Origin of the sequence: Chitinophaga sancti (genome assembly GCF_034424315.1) — a bacterium.
In the GTDB taxonomy this organism is placed as follows: domain Bacteria; phylum Bacteroidota; class Bacteroidia; order Chitinophagales; family Chitinophagaceae; genus Chitinophaga; species Chitinophaga sancti.
Map to the genome: position 1 here is coordinate 2,977,557 of NZ_CP139972.1, position 20,819 is coordinate 2,998,375.

At 44.3% G+C, this 20,819-nt stretch carries 17 protein-coding genes; 12 read left to right on the forward strand and 5 right to left on the reverse strand.

What is annotated here, in order from left to right; all coding sequences use genetic code 11:
* Window positions 1–121 precede the first annotated feature (121 nt).
* The gene (locus U0033_RS11420) at window positions 122–922 is read right to left on the reverse strand and encodes an FkbM family methyltransferase (RefSeq protein ID WP_072356521.1); all 801 of its coding nucleotides are present in this window, start codon (window positions 920–922) and stop codon (window positions 122–124) included.
* A 27-nt stretch (window positions 923–949) separates the two neighbouring features.
* On the reverse strand, window positions 950–1,855 hold the full coding sequence (locus U0033_RS11425; protein ID WP_072356519.1) for an NADH dehydrogenase: 906 nt from the start codon (window positions 1,853–1,855) through the stop codon (window positions 950–952).
* Between the two features lie 369 nt (window positions 1,856–2,224).
* On the opposite strand from U0033_RS11425, the gene U0033_RS11430 reads away from it, so the two are divergent.
* The 12 genes from U0033_RS11430 to U0033_RS11485 all read left to right on the forward strand — a co-directional run bounded on the left by U0033_RS11430 (window position 2,225) and on the right by U0033_RS11485 (window position 16,300).
* Window positions 2,225–3,454: an acyltransferase family protein gene (locus U0033_RS11430; RefSeq protein ID WP_072356516.1), complete on the forward strand. Its 1,230-nt coding sequence runs from the start codon at window positions 2,225–2,227 to the stop codon at window positions 3,452–3,454.
* Between the two features lie 42 nt (window positions 3,455–3,496).
* Window positions 3,497–4,261 carry a polysaccharide biosynthesis/export family protein gene (locus U0033_RS11435; RefSeq protein WP_072356513.1) on the forward strand — a complete coding sequence of 255 codons (765 nt, stop codon included), beginning with the start codon at window positions 3,497–3,499 and terminating at the stop codon, window positions 4,259–4,261.
* A gap of 11 nt (window positions 4,262–4,272) precedes the next feature.
* Window positions 4,273–6,636 (forward strand): GumC family protein, encoded by a 2,364-nt coding sequence (locus U0033_RS11440; protein ID WP_177318511.1) that lies wholly within the window; start codon window positions 4,273–4,275, stop codon window positions 6,634–6,636.
* Window positions 6,629–7,978: a flippase gene (locus U0033_RS11445; protein ID WP_072356510.1), complete on the forward strand. Its 1,350-nt coding sequence runs from the start codon at window positions 6,629–6,631 to the stop codon at window positions 7,976–7,978. The genes U0033_RS11440 and U0033_RS11445 overlap by 8 nt, the downstream gene beginning before the upstream one ends.
* Window positions 7,975–8,670 (forward strand): FkbM family methyltransferase, encoded by a 696-nt coding sequence (locus tag U0033_RS11450; RefSeq protein ID WP_072356509.1) that lies wholly within the window; start codon window positions 7,975–7,977, stop codon window positions 8,668–8,670. The genes U0033_RS11445 and U0033_RS11450 overlap by 4 nt, the downstream gene beginning before the upstream one ends.
* 4 nt (window positions 8,671–8,674) lie before the next feature.
* Window positions 8,675–9,316: a class I SAM-dependent methyltransferase gene (locus U0033_RS11455; protein ID WP_072356508.1), complete on the forward strand. Its 642-nt coding sequence runs from the start codon at window positions 8,675–8,677 to the stop codon at window positions 9,314–9,316.
* Window positions 9,316–10,224: a hypothetical protein gene (locus U0033_RS11460; protein ID WP_072356507.1), complete on the forward strand. Its 909-nt coding sequence runs from the start codon at window positions 9,316–9,318 to the stop codon at window positions 10,222–10,224. The genes U0033_RS11455 and U0033_RS11460 overlap by 1 nt, the downstream gene beginning before the upstream one ends.
* A gap of 2 nt (window positions 10,225–10,226) precedes the next feature.
* A complete protein-coding gene (locus U0033_RS11465; RefSeq protein WP_072356506.1) occupies window positions 10,227–11,642 on the forward strand; it encodes a hypothetical protein in 1,416 nt (471 codons plus the stop codon).
* Complete coding sequence (locus U0033_RS11470) at window positions 11,642–12,736, forward strand: glycosyltransferase family 4 protein (protein ID WP_072356505.1); 1,095 nt, start codon at window positions 11,642–11,644, stop codon at window positions 12,734–12,736. Before U0033_RS11465 ends, U0033_RS11470 begins: the two co-directional genes overlap by 1 nt.
* Window positions 12,733–13,476, forward strand: a complete 744-nt coding sequence (locus tag U0033_RS11475) for an FkbM family methyltransferase (RefSeq protein WP_072356504.1) — start codon at window positions 12,733–12,735, stop codon at window positions 13,474–13,476. Before U0033_RS11470 ends, U0033_RS11475 begins: the two co-directional genes overlap by 4 nt.
* A 179-nt stretch (window positions 13,477–13,655) precedes the next feature.
* Window positions 13,656–15,059 (forward strand): undecaprenyl-phosphate glucose phosphotransferase, encoded by a 1,404-nt coding sequence (locus tag U0033_RS11480; protein WP_072356503.1) that lies wholly within the window; start codon window positions 13,656–13,658, stop codon window positions 15,057–15,059.
* A 5-nt stretch (window positions 15,060–15,064) separates the two neighbouring features.
* Window positions 15,065–16,300, forward strand: coding sequence for a WcaI family glycosyltransferase (locus tag U0033_RS11485; RefSeq protein ID WP_072356501.1), 1,236 nt, complete (start codon window positions 15,065–15,067; stop codon window positions 16,298–16,300).
* Here U0033_RS11485 and U0033_RS11490 read toward each other — a convergent pair.
* From U0033_RS11490 to U0033_RS11500, 3 genes are all read right to left on the reverse strand, one after another.
* The gene (locus U0033_RS11490; protein WP_072356499.1) at window positions 16,284–17,015 is read right to left on the reverse strand and encodes a hypothetical protein; all 732 of its coding nucleotides are present in this window, start codon (window positions 17,013–17,015) and stop codon (window positions 16,284–16,286) included. The genes U0033_RS11485 and U0033_RS11490 overlap by 17 nt on opposite strands.
* A gap of 514 nt (window positions 17,016–17,529) precedes the next feature.
* Window positions 17,530–20,154: a glycoside hydrolase family 2 protein gene (locus tag U0033_RS11495; RefSeq protein ID WP_072356496.1), complete on the reverse strand. Its 2,625-nt coding sequence runs from the start codon at window positions 20,152–20,154 to the stop codon at window positions 17,530–17,532.
* Between the two features lie 197 nt (window positions 20,155–20,351).
* On the reverse strand, window positions 20,352–20,744 hold the full coding sequence (locus U0033_RS11500; RefSeq protein ID WP_072356494.1) for a hypothetical protein: 393 nt from the start codon (window positions 20,742–20,744) through the stop codon (window positions 20,352–20,354).
* Between the last annotated feature and the right edge of the window lie 75 nt (window positions 20,745–20,819).

Genomic DNA, 20,819 nt, shown 5'->3' on the forward strand with positions numbered 1-20,819 from the left:
AAAAAAGGTTGGGCTGACTAAAAAAAGTACCCCCTCCCGGGTGGGTGATGGAGACGAAATAGCTTCCACGCAATTCTCAGCACCTTCATTTTGCTTTTTTTGTCAGCCCCAACTTCCATCATCATTTCAGGATAGCTACAATGTTTTGAAATGCAAAAATTTCAAAGGTAGCTGCATTATAATTGCCCAGGGGCATCAATCCATCCGGCAGCATACGATAGAATAAATAGTCAGGCAGCAAATCAATAAAATCCTTGAAGAATGTGCGGGAAATCACATTCATCTCGTTGAACTCGAGTTGAATCACTTTTACCTTCCTTTGCCGGATGCTATGCATCGCACCCCTCAATACACTCAGCTCATGCCCTTCTGTATCGATTTTTAACAAGACGATTTTATCAATTTTATGCCCGGCTACGAATTCATCAATCGTAGTGATCTCAATCGGAACCTCCTCTGCATCACTTTCTCTGAAACCTGTGATCACTTCCTTATACATACTCGCATGCTCGGATCCGCCATTACCTGCATAATCATAGATCACTGCCTGCGCAACCTTATCTCCTGCTCCGCGTTTCACCGGTATAAAATGATGTATAGCTGCTACATCCTGCAATTTATTGAAAGCCCTTGGATGCGGTTCGAATGCATAAATTGGCAGGCTCACCTGCAGCCTGCGCAACATCACCGAATAATTTCCCACATTTGCTCCTACATCCAATATAGCCCCATCATCAAAATGATGATGTTTCTTCAGGTATTTCACAAAGGATTCTTCTCCGCTCACCCGATCGTTTTCATAATTCATGATGCCAATTCCCCGCATACTTAATTTATACAGCAGCAGGTTAAATCGATACAATGCTTTTCGGGCAAATAAAAAAACATAAACATTTTTTAATATTGTGAATACCGAATTCATAGAGGATATTTTTTACGTTCATTTTAATTAAAGTAATTCTGTATTGCCAGTCGCCACATTCACAACAGGCATCCCCTGTATACAGGCGTAGCGCTGCGCACCTCTCAGATAATTCAGTTGTCCCTGCGCGTTCCTGCTCTCCCTGAACTGAGATTCCACATATCCTTCTTCCACACTCAAGGCCTTCAGTTTACCAAGCCGGTCCTTTCTTACAAAATATGCGTTGTTCCCGACCGCATTACATCCCACGAGGCTATATCCCTTCTCCTCAGCCAGCAGACATAGTGCTTTTAAAGATGCACCAAAATATAGGTAGCTGTAATGCGCTTCAGACCTTATAAAGTTTGATTTATAAGGAACGGTCAGGGCACGATCCCTTCCAAATACACTATTATATTCTGCTACCACAATCACAGGTTGTACGACATCTATCGCTTTCCATACCCAATAGTCATTACCGTCTATATCCACACTTAGCAAACCAACCTCTCCACTGATCCCGGCCGATGATATAAGATCATTAATATTGTCTTTGGTAATAAAGGCTTCCAATGCCTGCAGGTCATGCTGATAGAATATATCATCAGACCTGATATATTCTATTGCCTTGCGCGAACCATCTATGACCAGCCCTGACCAGTTGTCATGCCTTAACAAAAAACGGGTGTTCGATTCCACATAATTCTCAACCCCAAATTCAATAAATATTTTCCGGGCAATCTGAACTTTATGAATCAGGTATTGTATGATCCCATCATCTCCTGCCTGGCTAAATACTTTGAATTCAGCGTCCGCTAAATTATCCAAAAGGGGTAACGCTTTATTTTGTCTTGCTAACAATGCACCTAATAACAGAATATCGGTTTGTTGAGATTTTCTGATGTTATACAAATAGTGCTGCATAACATTGAACAACTTTTTAATGCTTTTCATCTATTGCGGGTCAATTTATTTTCGAGGCTACATCCAGAATTTTTTCCCAACATAAATACATAAATAATACAATTATTGTTCATTTTTTAATTATTTATAACATGTACAAATACCGTATTTAGTATTGCACTTGTTCCTGTTTCCTAACAGTCATATTCTTGAAAATCTCTACCATAGCATATTATAGCCAACATTCACAGTCCAGGTCAGCACCGGATTTTTTCCATCAATTTTGTGCAAGTGATATTTTTAATTTAACTTGCCCTCGTCTGAGAATGCTATAATCAATAAAAAACTGGAAATAACTCCACTCTTATAATGGTCCAAAGACCATTACAGGCTTTTTATTGTTGCATATCATCTTCCTTCATGGCCTCGGATAAGCCCTCAACGTTATACTTTTTTAGCCTGGATGCAATCAGGGGATTTGCGGCACTTATTGTCGTATTATGCCACTGGCAGTTCTTCTTTTATAAGGACTATACTGTGCAAACAGCCCCCCTCGAGGATTTCCATTTACCACTCTATTCTTTATTCTCTATCCTTTACCATCATGCATTTTATGCTGTAGACCTTTTCTTCCTGTTGTCAGGGTTTATTTTCTTCTGGTTTTATGCTGAAAAAATAGCAAAGGGTACTATCAACTTTAACTATTTTATCACCTACAGGTTTACACGCTTATACCCTGTTCATGTGCTTTCTCTCCTGGCAATAATTCCATTGCAAATGTGGATGGTTAAACAGTCAGGACACACCTTTATTATACAAAATAACGACTACTGGCATTTCCTGCTCAACCTGCTCGTCATTCACAGCTGGGGCTTTGAAAAGACACCGGCACTCAATGGGTTCAACGGCCCGTCATGGTCCGTATCAGTAGAACTGCTGCTCTACCTGCTATTCTTCCTCCTCGCCTGGCGCAGGCAGTATGATAAAAAAGGTTTACTAATACTTATAGTTATCGCCGGCGCTGTTATCCAGGCCTTCTACCCAATGATCGGACAAGGTATTTATTCCTTCTTCCTGGGAGCACTTGTATACCATATCTATTCATGGTTATGCACTAAAAAGGATGTAAGGAAACTAACCCGGAATGTCGCCATTACTGCAGCATTGCTATGGTGCTATATTCTACTGGAATATTATTTCTCATTTTCCCGTCAACTGTTCTTCTCTTTCACACACAAGGCACTGCCAGCCTGGACAGATGACAACAATGAAAAAATCTTTTACCTCGCTACCAATACCTTTTTCAGAACGATTGTATCGCCTGTAACCGTGTTGGCACTAGCCATGGCAGAAACCATCAAAAGTGGCATCAGGGCAAAATGGACACAGGTGCTGGGGAATGCCAGCTATTGCCTGTACCTGATTCACTTTCCCCTCATGGTAGCAAGCGCAGTACTGGTCAATGCACTGGGCCTACCCCAGACCATCTTCCAGTCTCCCCTCACCTTACTGATATTCTATATAGTTCTGATCACACTTAGTATACTGGGCCACTACTATTTCGAGCTCCCTGTGCAACAGACTTTAAGACAAAAATTAATCAAAAAAAGGAAGAGTACTGTGCCTGCTGCAATCATTCCTGAAGGGTAAACTATTCAACCTACAAACACGCACGACATAACAAAATAACACATGAAATCCAGAATCCATTTACTGTTAATTGGCAGTTTGCTCCTTTTATCCAGCTGCATCGAAACAAAAAAAATAACGTACTTAAATGACATTCAGAAACAAATGGGTGAAGAAACCGGTCATCCGCTGCCGCCACTTAAAGTTCAGCCAGGGGATGTATTACAGATCACTGTGACCACTATTGACAAAGACATTTCCCAGATTCTGAATCCTGCTGCTGTATCTGCTATTCCCACCAGCGCCAATGGTATAGATCCCGGCTACCTGGTAGATAGCGCAGGTTACGTCAACCTTCCAATGGCTGGCCGGATATATGTAAAAGACAAAACAACATCCGAGATCAACAATATTATCACCACAGAACTTGATAAAAGCATCCGCAATGCTTTTGTATCTACCCGAATTTCAAATTTCAAAATATCAGTGTTAGGGGATGTAGCACGCCCCGGCTCTTTTAAGATTGGAGCCGAGCGCGTCTCGATAATGGATGCTCTCAGTATGGCCGGCGATATGAACATTACAGCCCTGCGCGATGACGTCACAGTGATCAGGGAAGTAGACGGTGTGAAAAAATATGTATCCCTCAACCTGAGCGAAAGCAAAGTATTATCATCCCCCTACTATTACCTGAGTAACAATGATGTAGTATATATAAGACCCGGCAAAAATAAAGTGTTCAATGGATCAAAATTCGTACAACTGATCCCGGCTATGATTGGAGCCCTGTCACTGATCACAACACTAATTATCGTTACCATTAAATGATTCCTTCCGTTATGAGCACAAAAAACGAAACAACCAGTAAACCGGCAGCAATAGACCTTAATGACCTGTTGAAAAAACTGGCATTTCACTGGCCACTCTATCTTATTCTTACACTGCTCTCCGTATTGGGAGCATTCATCTACCTGAAATATGCCAATCCAAGGTATATGTCCAGCGCTAAATTATACCTGAAAGATGAAAAGAAAGGAGGCGGTGAAGAAATGGATATGCTCAAATCCCTCTCCCTTTTCAACAGTGGAAAAAATATTGAGAACGAAATGGAAGTGATCAAGTCACCCATCCTGATTGCCAAAGTAATCAGAAATAATCATTTCAATATTCGTTACTACCGCAAACAAACGGTACGAAATGAAGAACTATATGAAAACTCACCGTTCAACATCACGATTCTTACCGATACAGCCAATATTGGCAACTATGTATTTGATGTCACCCCTTTTAATGCAGGGCTGAAAGTAAAAGCGGAATACGGAGATGATCAGACCAAAGCATTTACCGCAAAATCAGGCGTACCATTTACCGTAGGCAACGATCAGTTCATCATTACCTACAGCGGGAAAGGAAACAATCTGCCCGCAATGAATGACTACCGTATCCGGATAGATTCTATCGCCCAGTTGGCCAATGAAAAAATGGATGATATCGGTACTGCCCTCGTTAATAAAGATGCGACTGTAATACTCGTAACCTACGAAGATCCGGTTGCTGCACGTGCGGCTCACTTTATCAATGCATTACTTGAAACCTACAACGATTATACGCTGGACGACAAGAACAGGGTGGCACTGAAAACCATCAATTTTCTCTCCGTACGTATCGACTCACTGCGTGATGAACTGGGTTACCTTGAAAAACAGGAAGAACGCTTCAAAGTTCAGCGGGGCATCACCGACATCGAAGGAACCAGCAAACTGGCCCTGGAGCAGGTAAAAGATGCGGATATCAAACTGAACGATGCAAACATGCAGCTCTCCATTTTTGACCAGGTAGAAAACTATCTAAATGCTCCCGGCACCAGCTATCCTTTCGCTCCCATGCTGGGCACCGTAGACCAGACACTGACTGCCATGATCAACCGGTATGAGGAACTGCTGAAAGAAAAAAACAAACTGTCTCTTTCCCTGCAACCCAGCAGTATGATCGTTCAAAACCTGGATGGACAAATAGAAGAAGCACGCAATACAATTAAAAACTACATTTCGGGATACAAACGCAATGCAGGCGTAGCACAAAGTCAGATGCAGCAAAAGGTAAACCAGATCCAGGCCAAAATTGCCAACATCCCGGCTTACGAAAGAGAATATATCAATATCAAAAGACAACAGGGAGTAAAAGAAAGCCTCTACCTCTACCTGTTGAAAAAGAAAGAAGAAGCCGCTGTATCCTATGCAAGTAATGTGACAGACAACAAGATCATTGCGCCTGCATTCATTCCGGAAAAACCGGAATCACCCAAAAAGACAATGGCCTTTGTAGGTTTCCTGGCCATCGGCCTGGCACTCAGCACACTTTACATTTACCTGAAATATTTCCTGAATAATAAGATCCTCAGCAAAACTGAGATCGAACAATTATTTGAACTTCCCCTTATGGCTGAAATATACCAGGATGACGAAGAAACTACCAAAAACCTGTCATTACAAAACAGGTCTGTGCTGCTGGAGCAAATTTTCAACCTGCGTACCAACCTCCGCTACCTGCTAAGTGAACATACCGATAGTACTACCATCCTGATCACTTCCAGCATCTCAGGTGAGGGTAAAACCTTCTTAAGTGCTCACCTCGGGAATTCACTCACGGTAAACAAAAGGAAAGTGATCCTCCTGGAACTTGACCTCCGTAAACCCAAGCTCTCCAGGTACCTCGGGCTGGACAATTATGTTGGGATCACCAATTATATCGTGGAAAATAAATCGATAGACGAAATCATACGCAAGGTACCTAATACAGATCTGCACCTGATTTCTTCCGGGCCAATTCCACCCAATCCGGTTGAACTGATTGAAGGGAACAGGATGCGTACGCTGCTGAATACGTTGAAGGAACGCTATGACTATATCATTATTGATACTGCCCCCATTGGTATTGTATCAGATGCCAAGAGCCTGGCACCTTACATCGACGCCAGCCTGTTTGTGGTAAGGTACAACTTCACTTTAAAATCCAAACTGAAAGCGGTTGCGGAAAGCCTCAAAGAAGGACATTTTCATAAAACAGGGATCATCTTCAATGGAATTGAACAGAATAGTTTCTATCCAAACTATTACTACGATCATTACTCCTATTCGCAGGAGAACCTGAAAGCCAAAAGATGGTTTGCATTTTTCAAAAAATTAAAACATCGTCTTGCATAAAATACTGCAAAATAGTGGTTGGCTGCTGATAGATAAACTGGCGCGGCTGTTCTTTGGTCTTATTACCATGGCCATGATAGCACGCTATATCGGCCCTGTGGAATTTGGCATCTGGAACTATTCCATCGCGCTTACTGCCATTATTGGAGGTATTGCCGTGCTGGGCCTGGACAAGATAGTAGTAAAAGAACTCGTTGCTGCGCCTGAACGCAGGGATGAAATTATCTCAACAGCATTATTCATGCGGGTGGTAGCAGGCATTTTATCCTGTATCATCTGTATCGGGATCACCTGGTTCACCCGGCAAAACAATCCTTTGTACATATGGTGCACCTCCATTACCGCCCTGAATATCCTGCTGCAATCATTCGATGTCTTTGATTACTACTACCAGGCACACAACCAGGTACAACGTGTGATTATTCCAAAGGTGACTGTGTTTATTTTATTCTGCCTGATCAGGATCGCATGCGTTAGAATGAACCTTTCATTTATGGTCATCCTGTGGGTATCGCTTGCTGAGCTGCTGATCACTTATCTACTCATCTTTGCCTATTATAGCTGGCATGAGGGCATCACTTCATTATTTAAAATACGTATGCAGGAAGCCCGCTACCTGTTCTCACAAAGCTGGTCCCTTCTCTTTGCAGGTGTGCTTGTACTGCTATATATGAAGTCTGACCAACTGATGCTGGATATCCTGACCACACCGCAACAGCTGGGAGAATACGCTGCGGCAGCCCGCATTTCAGAACTGTGGTATGCTATTCCAACAGTTATAGCCGTTGCCATCCTGCCAAATCTGATCCGGAAAAGGCAAACAAATCATGACAGGTATCTGGAAAATGTAGAGAAATGGATCCGGCTTTCTATGTGGGGCAGTACAGCGATTGCAGTTGTCATGACCATTGCTTCCGGCAGGCTCACAGGCCTCTTGTACGGAAGCCAGTATCCGCATGCAGGCATTATCCTTTCCATCCATATCTGGGCAAATATACCTGTGTTTTTATGCGTAGCCATCATGCAATACCAGATTGTGGAAGGCAATTACAATGCAAACCTGTATGCTACCATTGCAGGAATTGCAGCCAACCTGATCATCAACCTGCTGCTGATTCCTTCACTGGGTGGAATAGCCGCCGCTATAGCTACCGTTATATCTTATACAACCGTTGCCACCTGCCTGATCATGCTTGATAAAACGGGGCAGGGCAAAATGTTTATGATAAAAATGCTTAAGCCGGGAAAGGCGCTTGCAGATATCTGGCAGTTGCAGCTGGCGTTGAAGAGTTCTATTGAAAACTTATTATCTGTATTACGTCAAAAGTCATTGAGTAAATGAGTCAAGTAAAAAAAATAATAGCCCGGTTGGGATCTAAGTTAGCACCTCAGATCAGGTACCTGGCCCCGGCATACAGCTCGGAGGGTGAAGACCTGATCCTGAAAAGGATTTTTGATAACAAGAGAAACGGAACTTATGTAGATGTAGGTGCGCACCATCCTTTTCGTGTATCCAATACCTATATATTTTATAAGAACCGCTGGAAAGGCATCAATATCGATCCCAATCCAGGTTCTAAAGCGATGTTTGACAGGTACCGCCCCCTTGATACAAACCTGGAAATGGGTGTATCCCTTAACAGGCAACACCTTACCTATCACATCTTTAATGATCCTGCACTCAATACCTTTTCGCCGGATAAGGTGGAAGAATACACGCAGGATCCCAAATACCGGGTAATCGGGAAAAAACAGGTTGAAACCTGGCCACTGGGCGATATCCTGGATCAATACCTGCCTGCCGGCACGCCTATCGACTTTCTAACTATCGACGCAGAAGGGCTGGATATGGATGTGCTGCGGTCCAACAACTGGCAGAAGTACCGTCCTTCTTATATCCTGGTTGAAAGCAACCCTTTCCTGCTGGGAGACATGTATAATACTGAGCTGGGCAAATTCATGCAGGCTGCGGGTTACGACATCTTTGCCAAAACCTATTATACCTACATTTTCAGGAACATCAAAAGTCATTAGCGCTATGAACAAGTTATATGTACAGTATGGTTGTGGACCCTATTCAGCACCTGATGGCTGGACCAATTTTGATGCGAGCCCCACGCTCCGCATTCAACAGCTGCCTATTGTTGGCAAATTGCTGAAAAGCAGGTTACATGTCACCTTTCCAAAAGATGTACAGCAGGGCGATATCCTGAAATCACTTCCTGGAATTGCTGAAAACTCCTGCGACGGCGTCTATTGCTCCCATGTACTGGAGCATCTTTCATATGATGATTGCCTGCTGGCAGTGCGTAATACCTACCATATTTTAAAACCCGGTGGTTATTTCCGCTGCGTATTGCCGGACCTGGAATCTGCCGCCAGGGAATATGTAGCAGATCTGTCCAACCATGATATTACTGCAAACACAAAGTTCCTCGAAAAAACAATGCTCGGTAAAAAGCAACGCCAGCGTGGATTAAAAAGTTTGCTGACAAGCACCCTGGGCAACAGCGAACATCTCTATATGTGGGATCATCTCTCCCTGTCGAATATCCTCCGCGAAGCGGGCTTCAGTACCGTCAGACCATGTGCATTCAATGATTGTCCGGATCCGATGTTTAAACTGGTAGAAGAGAAAACAAGATTTGAAAATGCAGTATCACTAGAAGCTATAAAATAATGAAGCTGGAATCACCTGTACTATTTCTGATTTTCAACCGTCCGTTCCAGACAATGCAGGTATTTGAACAGATCAAAATTCAACAACCTGCGCGCCTGTTCATTGCTGCAGACGGTCCACGCCCCGGTAAACCCGGCGAAGCTACCCTGTGCCATACCACCAGGGCCCAAGTGCTCAATGCCATAGACTGGCCCTGCGAAGTAAGCACCCTCTTCAGAGACGAAAACCTGGGTTGCGGCACGGCGGTGAGCAGCGCTATCAACTGGTTTTTTCAACAGGTAGAAGAAGGCATCATCCTGGAAGATGATTGTATGCCGGATCCAACATTCTTTACTTTCTGTACCACACTGCTGGAACGATACAGGCTTGACGAACACGTGATGCACATCGCCGGCAGTAACTACCAGATGGGCCATGTAAGAGGCAATGCCTCCTATTATTTTTCCCGGTTCGCACATATATGGGGATGGGCCACCTGGCGCAGGGCCTGGCAACACTATGACTTCAGTCTTCAACGGTATCAACACATTTCCCGGAAAGGGATGAACCGCCAGTTCCTCACTGATATTGAGAATATCTACTTAAACCGAATTGATACATGGGACATACAATGGTTTATGAGTGTGTGGTTCAATCATGGTTACGCTATTACCCCCAATACAAACCTGATCACAAACATCGGTTATGGAAAGGAAGCGACTCACACCCGCGCTACTCCCTCATGGTTCAAAAAGATGGTGTATGGCAGTATCCCAAAAATCGTACATCCGGCCAGCATAAACATTGACAATGCTGCTGATGATTATTCGGTGACCAACCTGTTCAATCCTCCTTACCTGTCTCATATAGTCAGGAAAATTGTCAGGGGAACACCTTTTCTATATAACCTGTATAAGCGCATTTCATAAATATGGATAGTATTTATAACGCCCTCATCAGCAGTAATCCCTTTGTGGAGATATTCAAGGAAGCAATGCCCCTTATCATTGCCTTCATTTTGCTGTACCTGCATTACAACAAGCGGATCACTGCGATGGAAACAGTCTTATTCGCATTTGCCACCGAAGCCTATACGATGCTGATAGTTGGTCCTACCTTTACCGCCACTTTTTTTATCAGCGTGGCCTTTATGCTGGACCAGGGCCACAGGCTCTTTACAGGACAAATACTTATCAGGCGGGAATACCTTCTTTTACTGGTAATACCCGCATTGTCCAGTCTCATTATTTTTATTCTTGTACAGGTTTATAAAGATCCGTTTTATTATCCGCCTGGTAAGAAATCGGCTTTCTATTTCCGGCCCATATATTTTTACATCAAGTCATTTTTCCCGCTGTTCGCAATAGGTGCCAAAATTGTGCAGGAAAGGGAACAGTTGTCTTTTTCAATTTATGCTGATACAATGAAGAAGATAGCAAAATTTTCTTTTGCAATTGCCATTCTTCAGATCCTGTCACAATTCCTCCTAAGGAGTGAAACGCTAGGCGAGATCATCGGCTTACAACACCGTTACCTGCTGGAGCAATCCACCTCCTTTTTCAGCCTGCGTGTACAGGCATTATTTGCAGAGCCTAAGGTGTACAGTGCATTCCTTTCGCTCACCATCCCTTTATTTCTCTATGACAGGGATTACAAGTGGGCCACGCTGTCAATCATTATGGGCGTGCTAACAGTATCACAAACCTTCTGGATCAACCTGCTCTCAGCAGGCATCTGTTGTGTATTCCTTTCCGGAATAGCTTCCACGAGGGTACGTATCCTCATGTCCATGTGCATCATCATCGGGCTTTTCATGGGCATTGCCGCATCCAGTAAATACTTCATAAAACTGTACGCCAAAAACCAGGCAAGTACTTTTTACCAGCTGGTTTTTAAGCGCTCTGTATACAGATATGATAATGATATCTGGCAGAAAAACAATGTAGTCATGGGTATGCCGCTGCAAAGAGATATGGAACTGCCGGTGGTAGACTTCTTTAAAGACGAGCCTTATCTTTTGTTTTCAGGTTATGGTGCGGGTAACAGCACATTCATTCCCGCACAATACTTCTTTGGGCAGGTGAACTATGAGAACAGGCTAAATGGCATTGGCGGCCATAATCTAAACATGCGCTGGTTCTATATTCTGGCCGAGTTTGGTGCCTTTGCCCTCATTTGCTTCTTTGTAGTATTAACCATAACGCGACCGCAGATGGCCCCATTTCAAAAAGGATATTTTGCCTTTGTATGGGTGTGCTTCTTTTTCAGCCAGATAGATCTGTTCCTGATTATAGTAGCTATGATATGCGCGTATGAAGATGGAGAGCCTGGTAAAACTATAACGTGATGCAAATTTACTTAGACAATATCGTGTTTACTATTCAAAGGGCCGGTGGCGTGTCCATGTACTGGTATGAGCTCCTGAAAGGGCTCTGCAATGCAGACCTGCCGCTGAACTTTCTGAATGCAGATCCGCATTCCGGCAACCTCTTTGAACAGCAGCTCGACTACAGTCCTTATCCCTGTATCCGTGAAAGCTGGATACCTCCCAAATACCTGCGTTATTTGCCATTACGCTATACACTGCCTTCCAATGCAGTGTTTCATGGTGGATACCTGCGGGTATCTCCACAAAAGGATATCGTCAATATTCTCACCTTACATGACTTTGCACATGAGCGAAGGATGGCTACCCGTTTCCCCCGCGGCCTGGCCAACATCCGGCAAAAGGCTTATGGCATACGCCATGCAGACGGTATTATCTGTATCTCAGAAAGTACCCGTAAAGAGTTATTGCATTTCTACCCCAAAACGGATCCTGAAAAGGTCAGGGTAATTCATCATGGTATCGCTGATTGTTTTTTCCCGATGAACAAACAGCTGCCGCCAGCTGCTGCACCACCGCCATCCCCTTATATCCTGTACATCGGCGTGCGCAGTCACTACAAAAACTTCGACCAGGCAGTGGCAACATTACAGTTATTACCGGCCCATTATCAGCTGGTGATAGCAGGTGGTGAAGCCTGGCTTCCCAAAGACAGGGAGATACTGGAACAGGCAATTCCAGGCAGGTATCATATACTACAGAATGTAAGCGCTGAAGAGCTGAACATCCTGTACAATTATGCCTGGTGTCTCTTGTATCCTTCCTCTTACGAAGGCTTTGGATTTCCACCGGGAGAAGCTATGAAAGCAGGTTGCCCCGTAGTCGCTACCCATACCACCTCCATTCCGGAAGTGACTGGTACTGCAGGGCTACTTGTAAACAACCCCTCTCCTGCTGCCTTTGCGGAAAAGATCCGCTTACTCGAAGACGCAAATTTCAGAGCCTGCATCATCCAGGCAGGCTATGCCCGATCACAACTCTTTACATGGAACAAAAGCATTCAGGAAACAATCAACTTTTACAAACATTGCTGGAACACTAAATTTTTAACATGAATTTCATTTTCAAAATTGCGGACGCGGCCAGGGTATTTTTACAATCAGGAAGAGGTCTCAGTGCTTTGTGGAAAAAGGGAGGGTCCATTGCCTCCACCACCATTCTGCATAACTGTAAACACTATATCCCGGAGATAAAAACGATCATCGACGTAGGTGCAAACCAGGGTCAGTTTGCCCTTTCTGCACGCTACTTTTATCCCCGTGCAGGTATACACTCTTTTGAACCGGTGCCGGATGTATTTCGCACGCTGCAACAGAACATCAGCAAAGCGAATGGCATTAGTACCTACAACTTTGCATTGGGGAGTACCAATGGCGTGCTGGAGTTTTTTCAGAACGATTATTCGCATGCCAGTTCTGCCCTGCATGTATCTGCCATACAGCAACAATTCTTTCCGCAGACGGCCTCTGAACACCAGATCAAAGTACCTGTAAAAAGGATTGATGACCTGATCAGCAATATCACTTTTGAAGCGCCGGTATTATTAAAACTGGATGTACAGGGATTTGAAAAAGAAGTACTGAAAGGTGCCGCAGAAAGCCTGGACAAAATAGATTACCTGCTGTTTGAAACCTCTTTTGTGCCTATGTATGAAGGAGAACCCCTCTTTGATGAGATGCATAATTTCGTAAAAGAACTGGGCTTTGAATTTATCGCCCCTGTTGGTTTCTGCCAGACAGACGATTTGCAGATCTTACAAATGGATTTACTGTACAAGCGAAAATCAGCAGCATGATCTAATCTCAATTTTACCGGAGCAAAAATAAAAAACACAGCCGTTTTGTAATAATAAAACCAAGCCCCCAGGTCAACTCCAATCATCATAGCCTACCCAAACCTGACAGAGTTAAACTAACAGTAACGCCAATAGGAAATTAATACACGGCAACCAGTGCCCTCAGTAATCTTGTCGCTATGAAGAATCGAAATTATGCTGTTCAGTATGTACGGCAATTCATTGATTTTACTATACTCGGGGCAGCCTTTGTCCTCACCAGATATTATATCAGTACCAAGGGGGAAATGATCTTTACCAGCATGGACTGGATCCTGCTGAGTATCAGCATCGGCACCTGGATCGTGCTCGGCGCATCGCTCCGGCTGTATGATGAATATGACAAAGTCAATTCGTTTTCATTTGAATTTGTCGCCTTGTTAAAAAATGTATTGTTACAGGCATGTGTGCTCACTTTCCTGTTCTTTTATCTTTTCAAAACGTACAGCTATCCCCGCACCTTTACCCTCCTCTACTCCGCATATGTATTTGCAGGTGCCATGATCACCAGGTATGCGGTAAAGAAAACTTTATTAAGACTCAGGTCTCAGCGGCATCGTACAAAAAATGTACTGATCGTGGGAGCCGGCGAAACAGGTATCAACTTCTACCACACCATCACCAAGAACGGGCATTTCGGTTATAATTGTATCGGCTTTGTAGATGATCAGGCGCATACACAGTTGCATGGCCACTACCTGGGCAAGATCTCTGAACTGACCAATATTCTTGAATCAAATGAAGTGGATGATGTGATCGTTGCACTGCCTGAATATGCAAGGGAACAAACGGAAAGCATTATTGTAGCCAGTGAACGTGCCGCCAAGAGTGTGAAGATCATTCCTGATGTGCATCAGTATTGCTCTACCACCGTGAGTATGAACCTGCTGGGATCCTTCCCGCTGGTTAATATACGTTCCTTTCCGCTGGATGACCCGGGATTACAGCGTATGAAGCGGGCATTTGATATCGCATTTACACTCGTGCTTTTTTCTGCATTCAGCTGGTTGTTCCTGCTCATTGCCGCATTGATCAAACTGACCTCCAAAGGGCCGGTACTCTTCAAACAGGAAAGATGGGGTCTGAAAAATAAAAAGATCACCTGCTATAAGTTTCGCTCCATGATCGTACAAACCAGTGAAGTAGATGCAAATGGCAGGTTCCTGCAGGCTACACGAAATGACAGCCGTGTTACCTCCATTGGTCGTTTCCTGCGTAAAACCAATCTCGATGAGCTGCCGCAGTTTTTCAATGTGCTTATGGGCAACATGTCATTTGTAGGCCCACGTCCGCACGCCACGCCCCTGCACATAGAATCACGTGAAACGGTGCAACACTATATGCGCAGGCAAATGGTAAAACCGGGCATCACCGGCTGGGCACAGGTAAATGGCTGCAGGGGTGAAACCAGCCAGTCAGGTATGATGGAGAAAAGAGTAGCATACGATATCTGGTATATCGAAAATTATAGTTTCTGGCTGGATTGCCAGATCATATTCCAGACTTTAGTGAACATGGCTAAAGGGGATAAGAACGCTTATTAAGAATTATGGCCGAACGATTATTACTGATTACAGGTAACTATAGCCCAGAGCCAACGGGAATTGGAAAATACAATGGGGAAATGATGCAATGGCTGGCTGAAAAAGGCTACGATTGCACAGTCATCACTACTTATCCTTATTACCCACACTGGAAAATACAAGCGCCCTATGAACAGCAGGGCCACTGGTATAAAAAGGAAATACAGCAGGGCCTCACCGTTTATCGTTGTCCCCAGTATATACCGGCAGCACCTTCAGGTATGAAACGCGTCCTGATGGATGCCTCCTTCTTCCTGGCAGCATTTTTTCGCCTGTTCATATTGTTGTTCACCAGGAAATTTGATGTGGTCATGGTAGTCGTTCCCCCGTTTCATTTGGGCTTTCTGGGCCTGCTGTACAAATGGATCAGGGGGGCGCGGCTGCTTTATCACATACAGGATCTGCAGATAGAGGCAGCCCGTGACCTGCAGATGATCCGCTCCCGCTGGCTGATCAATACCCTTTTCCGGATGGAACGTTTTATCCTGCACAGGGCTGACCTCCTAAGCAGCATCTCGGAGGGAATGATGAGGAAGATCGCGGCAAAATCAGGCCGGGAGATCTTCTTCTTTCCCAATTGGGTAGCCCTCAGTTATTTCTTTCCCATTAATGAAAGGCAGCAACTGAAAGCCGGTTTTGGCTTTCGGGCAGAAGATAAGGTAATACTTTATTCAGGAGCCATCGGGGAAAAACAGGGGCTGGAATCTATCCTGGATGTAGCAATAACCATGCAGGACGACCCAAGGTTGAAGTTCCTCATCTGCGGTGCAGGTCCGTATAAAACGACCTTAGAAAACAAGGCGCGGTCCATGTCACTGCAGAATGTGATCTTCTACCCTACCCAGGCTTCTTCACATTTCAACAGGTTCCTGAACATGGCAGACATTCACCTTGTGATCCAGAAAGCCAACGCAGCAGACCTTGTCATGCCCAGTAAGCTGACGACTATTCTTGCAGTGGAAGGACTCGCCCTGATCACAGCGAATGAGGGAACCAGCCTGTATGAGCTGGTAAGAACACATGAATTGGGAATTGTGGTAGCAGCAGAAAACCAACAGGCCCTGTATGAGGGATTACTACAGGCTCTAAATGAAGATTCCGGACACATCACCAGTCGTGCTGGTGACTATGCCCGGAACTTTCTCGCTATAGATTCAATTATGACAAGCTTTGAAGGGAACGCTATTAAGGCTTCCAGATAATACGTGCCGCACCATTTACATCGCCGCTATATTCAGTGGAGTTGAACTTCACTGTACAGAAGCTGATAGTGGTAACATTATTATCAATAGAAACATAAACAGATCCTGAATTGGTATCAGTCGTCCATGGAGCGGTGGTAATTGCTTTTGCAATCAGTCTGCAATAACCATTAGACAGCGCTGTGCTGGACTTGGAGATAGCATAGATCCCTTCCTGTGGAGGCTGGTTATTAGGGAATTCCACTGTGATGGTCGCATTACCATTGGTCGCAGTGATCATGTAATCACTGGTACCGGTAGTACCAATTACCTTGTTGAAGGAAAGGTCAACCACTCCTGACAACGTAGCCTGGTTACTATCCAGACCGCAGGCATTGGTAGGCCCTGTTACAACGATGGTATCAGAGACACCGGAGTAGGTACAGCCACCTGTAGTCGTCACAGTTAAAGAATACACAAATTTACCCCTGGTAGGTTTGCTGATTTTAGGCGCCTGCTCAGTAGATGTGTATCCGTTAGGACCTGTCCAGGCATAGGATGATACTGCACTCACCCCAGTGCTGGAGAGAGTGAGGATTTCATTGTTACCAATGGGACCATTGCTCTTGATTTTAGGCTTGAGGCCAGTGTCGCAGGCGGCACCGCCTTTAGAACACCCGATTAGCGCGCTGATCCATCCTAAGATTAATACGATAAATATAGATTTATACTGCATTGCCAAATATTCATCAATACGAAATAATATTATATGCTTTACTGCCGTTAATATGTAACCAATCGCTCCAGTTTCATACTAAATGTTCCATTTATTACTACCGCACATAGCTTCTCCAGCAACAACAACCCTCGTTGCTTTGGCATCATATTGGATAAAAGGATGTAAATCGGAAATAAATATAGTAAATACTTTAGTTATTAGTATTTTTTAATATTAATAATATATGAACCGATACAGGTTTATGTGTCTCAAATTGATTAAAATTATATCAGTATCAATGGTTTGGAGGGTATATATTATATATGTAATTTTTTTTAAAAAAGTCAAAATTTAAGGGAGATTTTAACGTTTTAGGTGAAAAATGGCTGTTTTCCGGGAGAATTGGGGGGCTGCCATTTCGGGTTAAATGTATTTCCTTTTTGTGGATAACTTTCAAAAAAAAGGGCAAATCACGAAGTGACATGCCCTTTTTTTCGCTCCTGGCCTTGCGGCCGGCTATAAAAATACTTTCCTATTTGATTTCGATCACCTGTTCTGCAAGGTTCCAGCCACTTACCGTTACCTGGGTTTTACCAGCTTTTGCAATCGCATCGCCACTGATAATCACCACCTTCTCTTCACCTGGTACGACTGATACATAGTTATCATTGTAGAACACCGGCAAAATTCTCTTCTTCGTTTGCGGATTTATCAGTGATACCCTGTTAAAGAACGCCAGCGGACCACCCTTAGGATTGCTGATCTTTACATGGATCTCATTACCTGATTTCGTTGCAGTGATCTGCGGCTTAGCGGCCTGCATGTTCTGTAAACCGGAGTAGTTACCTTTTGCATCAGGGAACCAGTACAGGTTATCATCCATTACCGTCTTATCAGCTTTGATCAGGCGTACTGCCAGGAATACTCCTTCTTTCTCTGCCAGCTTATCCAGGAAATTCTTCACATTCATGATCTTCTGCACATTGGATGGGCCAATTTCACAGAATACCTGTGTGATCAGGGTATCATGACCTTTCATATCATACGCTTTCAGTTGCAGCATGATATCATGGTAGTAGCTGAAGGTATTATTTACAATGAATACGGTTCCATCAGTCGGGTTGATCATACCATGTACTGGTGCGGCACCGGTTCTGTTACCGTACAGACATGCATTCGGATCCAGGTAGTAATCGTAGTGCTGGCCGCGTAATGCTGTCCATGGGTTCTGTGTTTTCCAGATGATCACACCTGTATACCAATCCCACATATGAGAACTAAAACCTTCCATCAGGCCACGGTACTGGTCATAGTTCACCAGCTGTGCCTTGTTTGTCCAGTCTCTGATATCCTTTGGTTTACCGTATACATCCAGTGAATTGAAGTAAGGAATGTATTTATGATAATCCCATACTGAATCAACACCACCAGGTTTGTTTTCAGGGCCTACCAGGTTTTCTTTTGGAATAAAGCGTTCCAGGGATTCCAGGTCGCCTACGCCTACAGAACCTACTTCAGAGTTGAATGGCCAGGTTCTCTCATTCCAGAATACATTCAGCGGCTGCCAGTTGTAAGGACCGTCGCCATTGCCACCCAGCATGTTGTAAGACATACTGTCTGTGTTGGAATAATGGAAGAAGTAACGGGTACCATCCAGTTTAGGCATGATGCTGTCTGCCAGTACATCGAAGATGTCGGTCGGAGGGGTGATCTCATTACCGCCGCACCAGAATGCCAGGGAGGCATGGTTACGCAGGAGTTTTACCTGGTCCGCAGCAGAGTTGATCCACAGGCGGTGGTCATCAGGATATTGCCTGCGGGTCCACTGGTCTTCTTTCTTCATTGGATCTACCCAACGGCCATTACAGTCACCGCTCATCCAGAAGTCCTGGAATACCAGCATACCGTATTTATCACAGGCCTTGAAGAACTCTGGTCTTTCGGTGAGACTACCGCCCCAGATACGGATCAGGTTCAGGTTCATGTCGCGATGGAAACGGATTTCTGCATCATAACGCTCATCTGTGAAGCGGAACATGGCATCGGAAGTGATCCAGTTACCACCTTTAACGAAGATATTCTGACCGTTTACAGAAAGTTCACGGCTCCTGGTGTGTGCATTCCAGAAAGTACGGATCTCACGCACACCTACGCTGATCTCTTCTGTATCGTCTACTTTATTGTTTTCTACGAATTCAACCTTGCTCTGGTACAGGTTCTGCGGACCATAACCAGAAGGCCACCAGAGTTTAGGATCTTTCAGCTCCAGGTCAGGCAGCTGTACTTCGGTATGTGCTTTTGGTGCCAGCGTTACTTTGCTGCTCACGGTTACACCACCGATTGTATAACGCAGGGTACCTGCAATGCTTTTTGCAGTAGCGTTATCCAGTTCTGCGCTTACCCTGATAGTAGCAGGTGCCTGCTTCGCTTCCGGCCATCTTGGACCTGGCACCAGGGTTACCACATGCGGGTTGCTGATGTTGACAGCACCGGTTTTCTCGATGGTCACCTTATCCCAGATACCGGTATTACGGTCACGCATTGGCTGGATCCAGTCCCAGCCAGCAGTGTACTGAGGGCCAACGTTTTTGGCGATCACACCATCACCACCCTGGCCACCGTTAGGATTACCCACGATAACAGGCGGATATACGATCACGGCCAGGCGGTTCTTACCATCCTTTGCGAGGAAGGAAGTAATGTTGTAGGAATGACGGAGGTAAGTACCGTAATGGGTAGTCGCATTCAGGCGATGACCGTTCAGGTAAATGTCGCAACCATCGTTCACACCTCTGAAGTGCAGCCATACCTGGCCGTCAGCAGCAGGAGTTGCTTCAGAGAAATCTTTTACAAACCAATAGGTATAATGATCGCGACCTGTGGTATAGATATCAGGTATACGCTCATTATTCATTCCATAGAAGGGATCTGGAACCAGCTTGTTGTTCAGTAATGTCGTTAAAACAGTACCTGGTACAGTAGCCGGCAACCAGCCTTTGAGCCCATAGGTAGGAGCTGACAGTGCCTCGCCCTTAACAGTCACGTCAGAGACGTTTGCACATTCCCAGCCGCTGTTAAGTTCATATTGGCTTTGCGCCATCAATTGTAAAAAAGGTGCCAGTAAGAGACCTGTCACATTCAGTAGTTTCCGGACCATAATTTTGCATGAAAGTTTAGAAGGCAATATTGCCGTGTTCACTGTTCGGACAAAAATATACGTTGATATTCCAAAATCAAAATGATGCTGATTAGTTAGGTCAAATATAAATTACAAAAGGAGAATTACCTATCAGAAAGGGGAAATAAAAAAGCCCCCTCTGCTGAGGGGGCCAATAAATTGTGTTGTGATTCTTATTATGCAGATGCCACTAATACAATCTTCACATACAGGTTGCCCGGAGGATTTACGGTAGACCCATCAGCACCCTGAATTTCGAGGGTCAGGGAACCGGTGGTATAAGTGTATACGATGGAAGAACCATTGTATACATCCGGTAAAGCTTCCCAGGTCTTACCATCGCCGGAGATATATACCAGTACGCCATCTGTCTGGTTAGTCGCATCTGTGATCTGAGGTACGCTGATAGTTCTGTAATAAGTTTTCGTGGTATTATCATACTGCCAGGTATTGCTGGCAACGGAGCCCTGAATTGTTATATTCGGAATTTCCTGTGTGATGTATTCTTTTTTACAACCTGATACAAGGAAGCCTAGTACCAGTACAGCAAGCAATAATTTAGTTTTCATAAATAAGCATGTATTGATTAATTACAGAATAAGGAACATATGTCCTTATCTTCAAATACGATGCCACAAATAAAA

What these genes read in the sequence shown, in the direction of transcription:
- U0033_RS11430 (WP_072356516.1), top strand. Translation starts at nt 2,225, where the DNA reads ATGGCCTCGGATAAGCCCTCAACGTTATACTTTTTTAGCCTGGATGCA.
- U0033_RS11470 (WP_072356505.1), top strand. Translation starts at nt 11,642, where the DNA reads ATGCAAATTTACTTAGACAATATCGTGTTTACTATTCAAAGGGCCGGT.
- U0033_RS11450 (WP_072356509.1), top strand. Translation starts at nt 7,975, where the DNA reads ATGAGTCAAGTAAAAAAAATAATAGCCCGGTTGGGATCTAAGTTAGCA.
- U0033_RS11455 (WP_072356508.1), top strand. Translation starts at nt 8,675, where the DNA reads ATGAACAAGTTATATGTACAGTATGGTTGTGGACCCTATTCAGCACCT.
- U0033_RS11420 (WP_072356521.1), bottom strand. Translation starts at nt 922, where the DNA reads ATGAATTCGGTATTCACAATATTAAAAAATGTTTATGTTTTTTTATTT.
- U0033_RS11485 (WP_072356501.1), top strand. Translation starts at nt 15,065, where the DNA reads ATGGCCGAACGATTATTACTGATTACAGGTAACTATAGCCCAGAGCCA.
- U0033_RS11495 (WP_072356496.1), bottom strand. Translation starts at nt 20,154, where the DNA reads ATGGTCCGGAAACTACTGAATGTGACAGGTCTCTTACTGGCACCTTTT.
- U0033_RS11475 (WP_072356504.1), top strand. Translation starts at nt 12,733, where the DNA reads ATGAATTTCATTTTCAAAATTGCGGACGCGGCCAGGGTATTTTTACAA.
- U0033_RS11440 (WP_177318511.1), top strand. Translation starts at nt 4,273, where the DNA reads ATGAGCACAAAAAACGAAACAACCAGTAAACCGGCAGCAATAGACCTT.
- U0033_RS11465 (WP_072356506.1), top strand. Translation starts at nt 10,227, where the DNA reads ATGGATAGTATTTATAACGCCCTCATCAGCAGTAATCCCTTTGTGGAG.
- U0033_RS11435 (WP_072356513.1), top strand. Translation starts at nt 3,497, where the DNA reads ATGAAATCCAGAATCCATTTACTGTTAATTGGCAGTTTGCTCCTTTTA.
- U0033_RS11460 (WP_072356507.1), top strand. Translation starts at nt 9,316, where the DNA reads ATGAAGCTGGAATCACCTGTACTATTTCTGATTTTCAACCGTCCGTTC.
- U0033_RS11500 (WP_072356494.1), bottom strand. Translation starts at nt 20,744, where the DNA reads ATGAAAACTAAATTATTGCTTGCTGTACTGGTACTAGGCTTCCTTGTA.
- U0033_RS11425 (WP_072356519.1), bottom strand. Translation starts at nt 1,855, where the DNA reads ATGAAAAGCATTAAAAAGTTGTTCAATGTTATGCAGCACTATTTGTAT.
- U0033_RS11480 (WP_072356503.1), top strand. Translation starts at nt 13,656, where the DNA reads ATGAAGAATCGAAATTATGCTGTTCAGTATGTACGGCAATTCATTGAT.
- U0033_RS11490 (WP_072356499.1), bottom strand. Translation starts at nt 17,015, where the DNA reads ATGCAGTATAAATCTATATTTATCGTATTAATCTTAGGATGGATCAGC.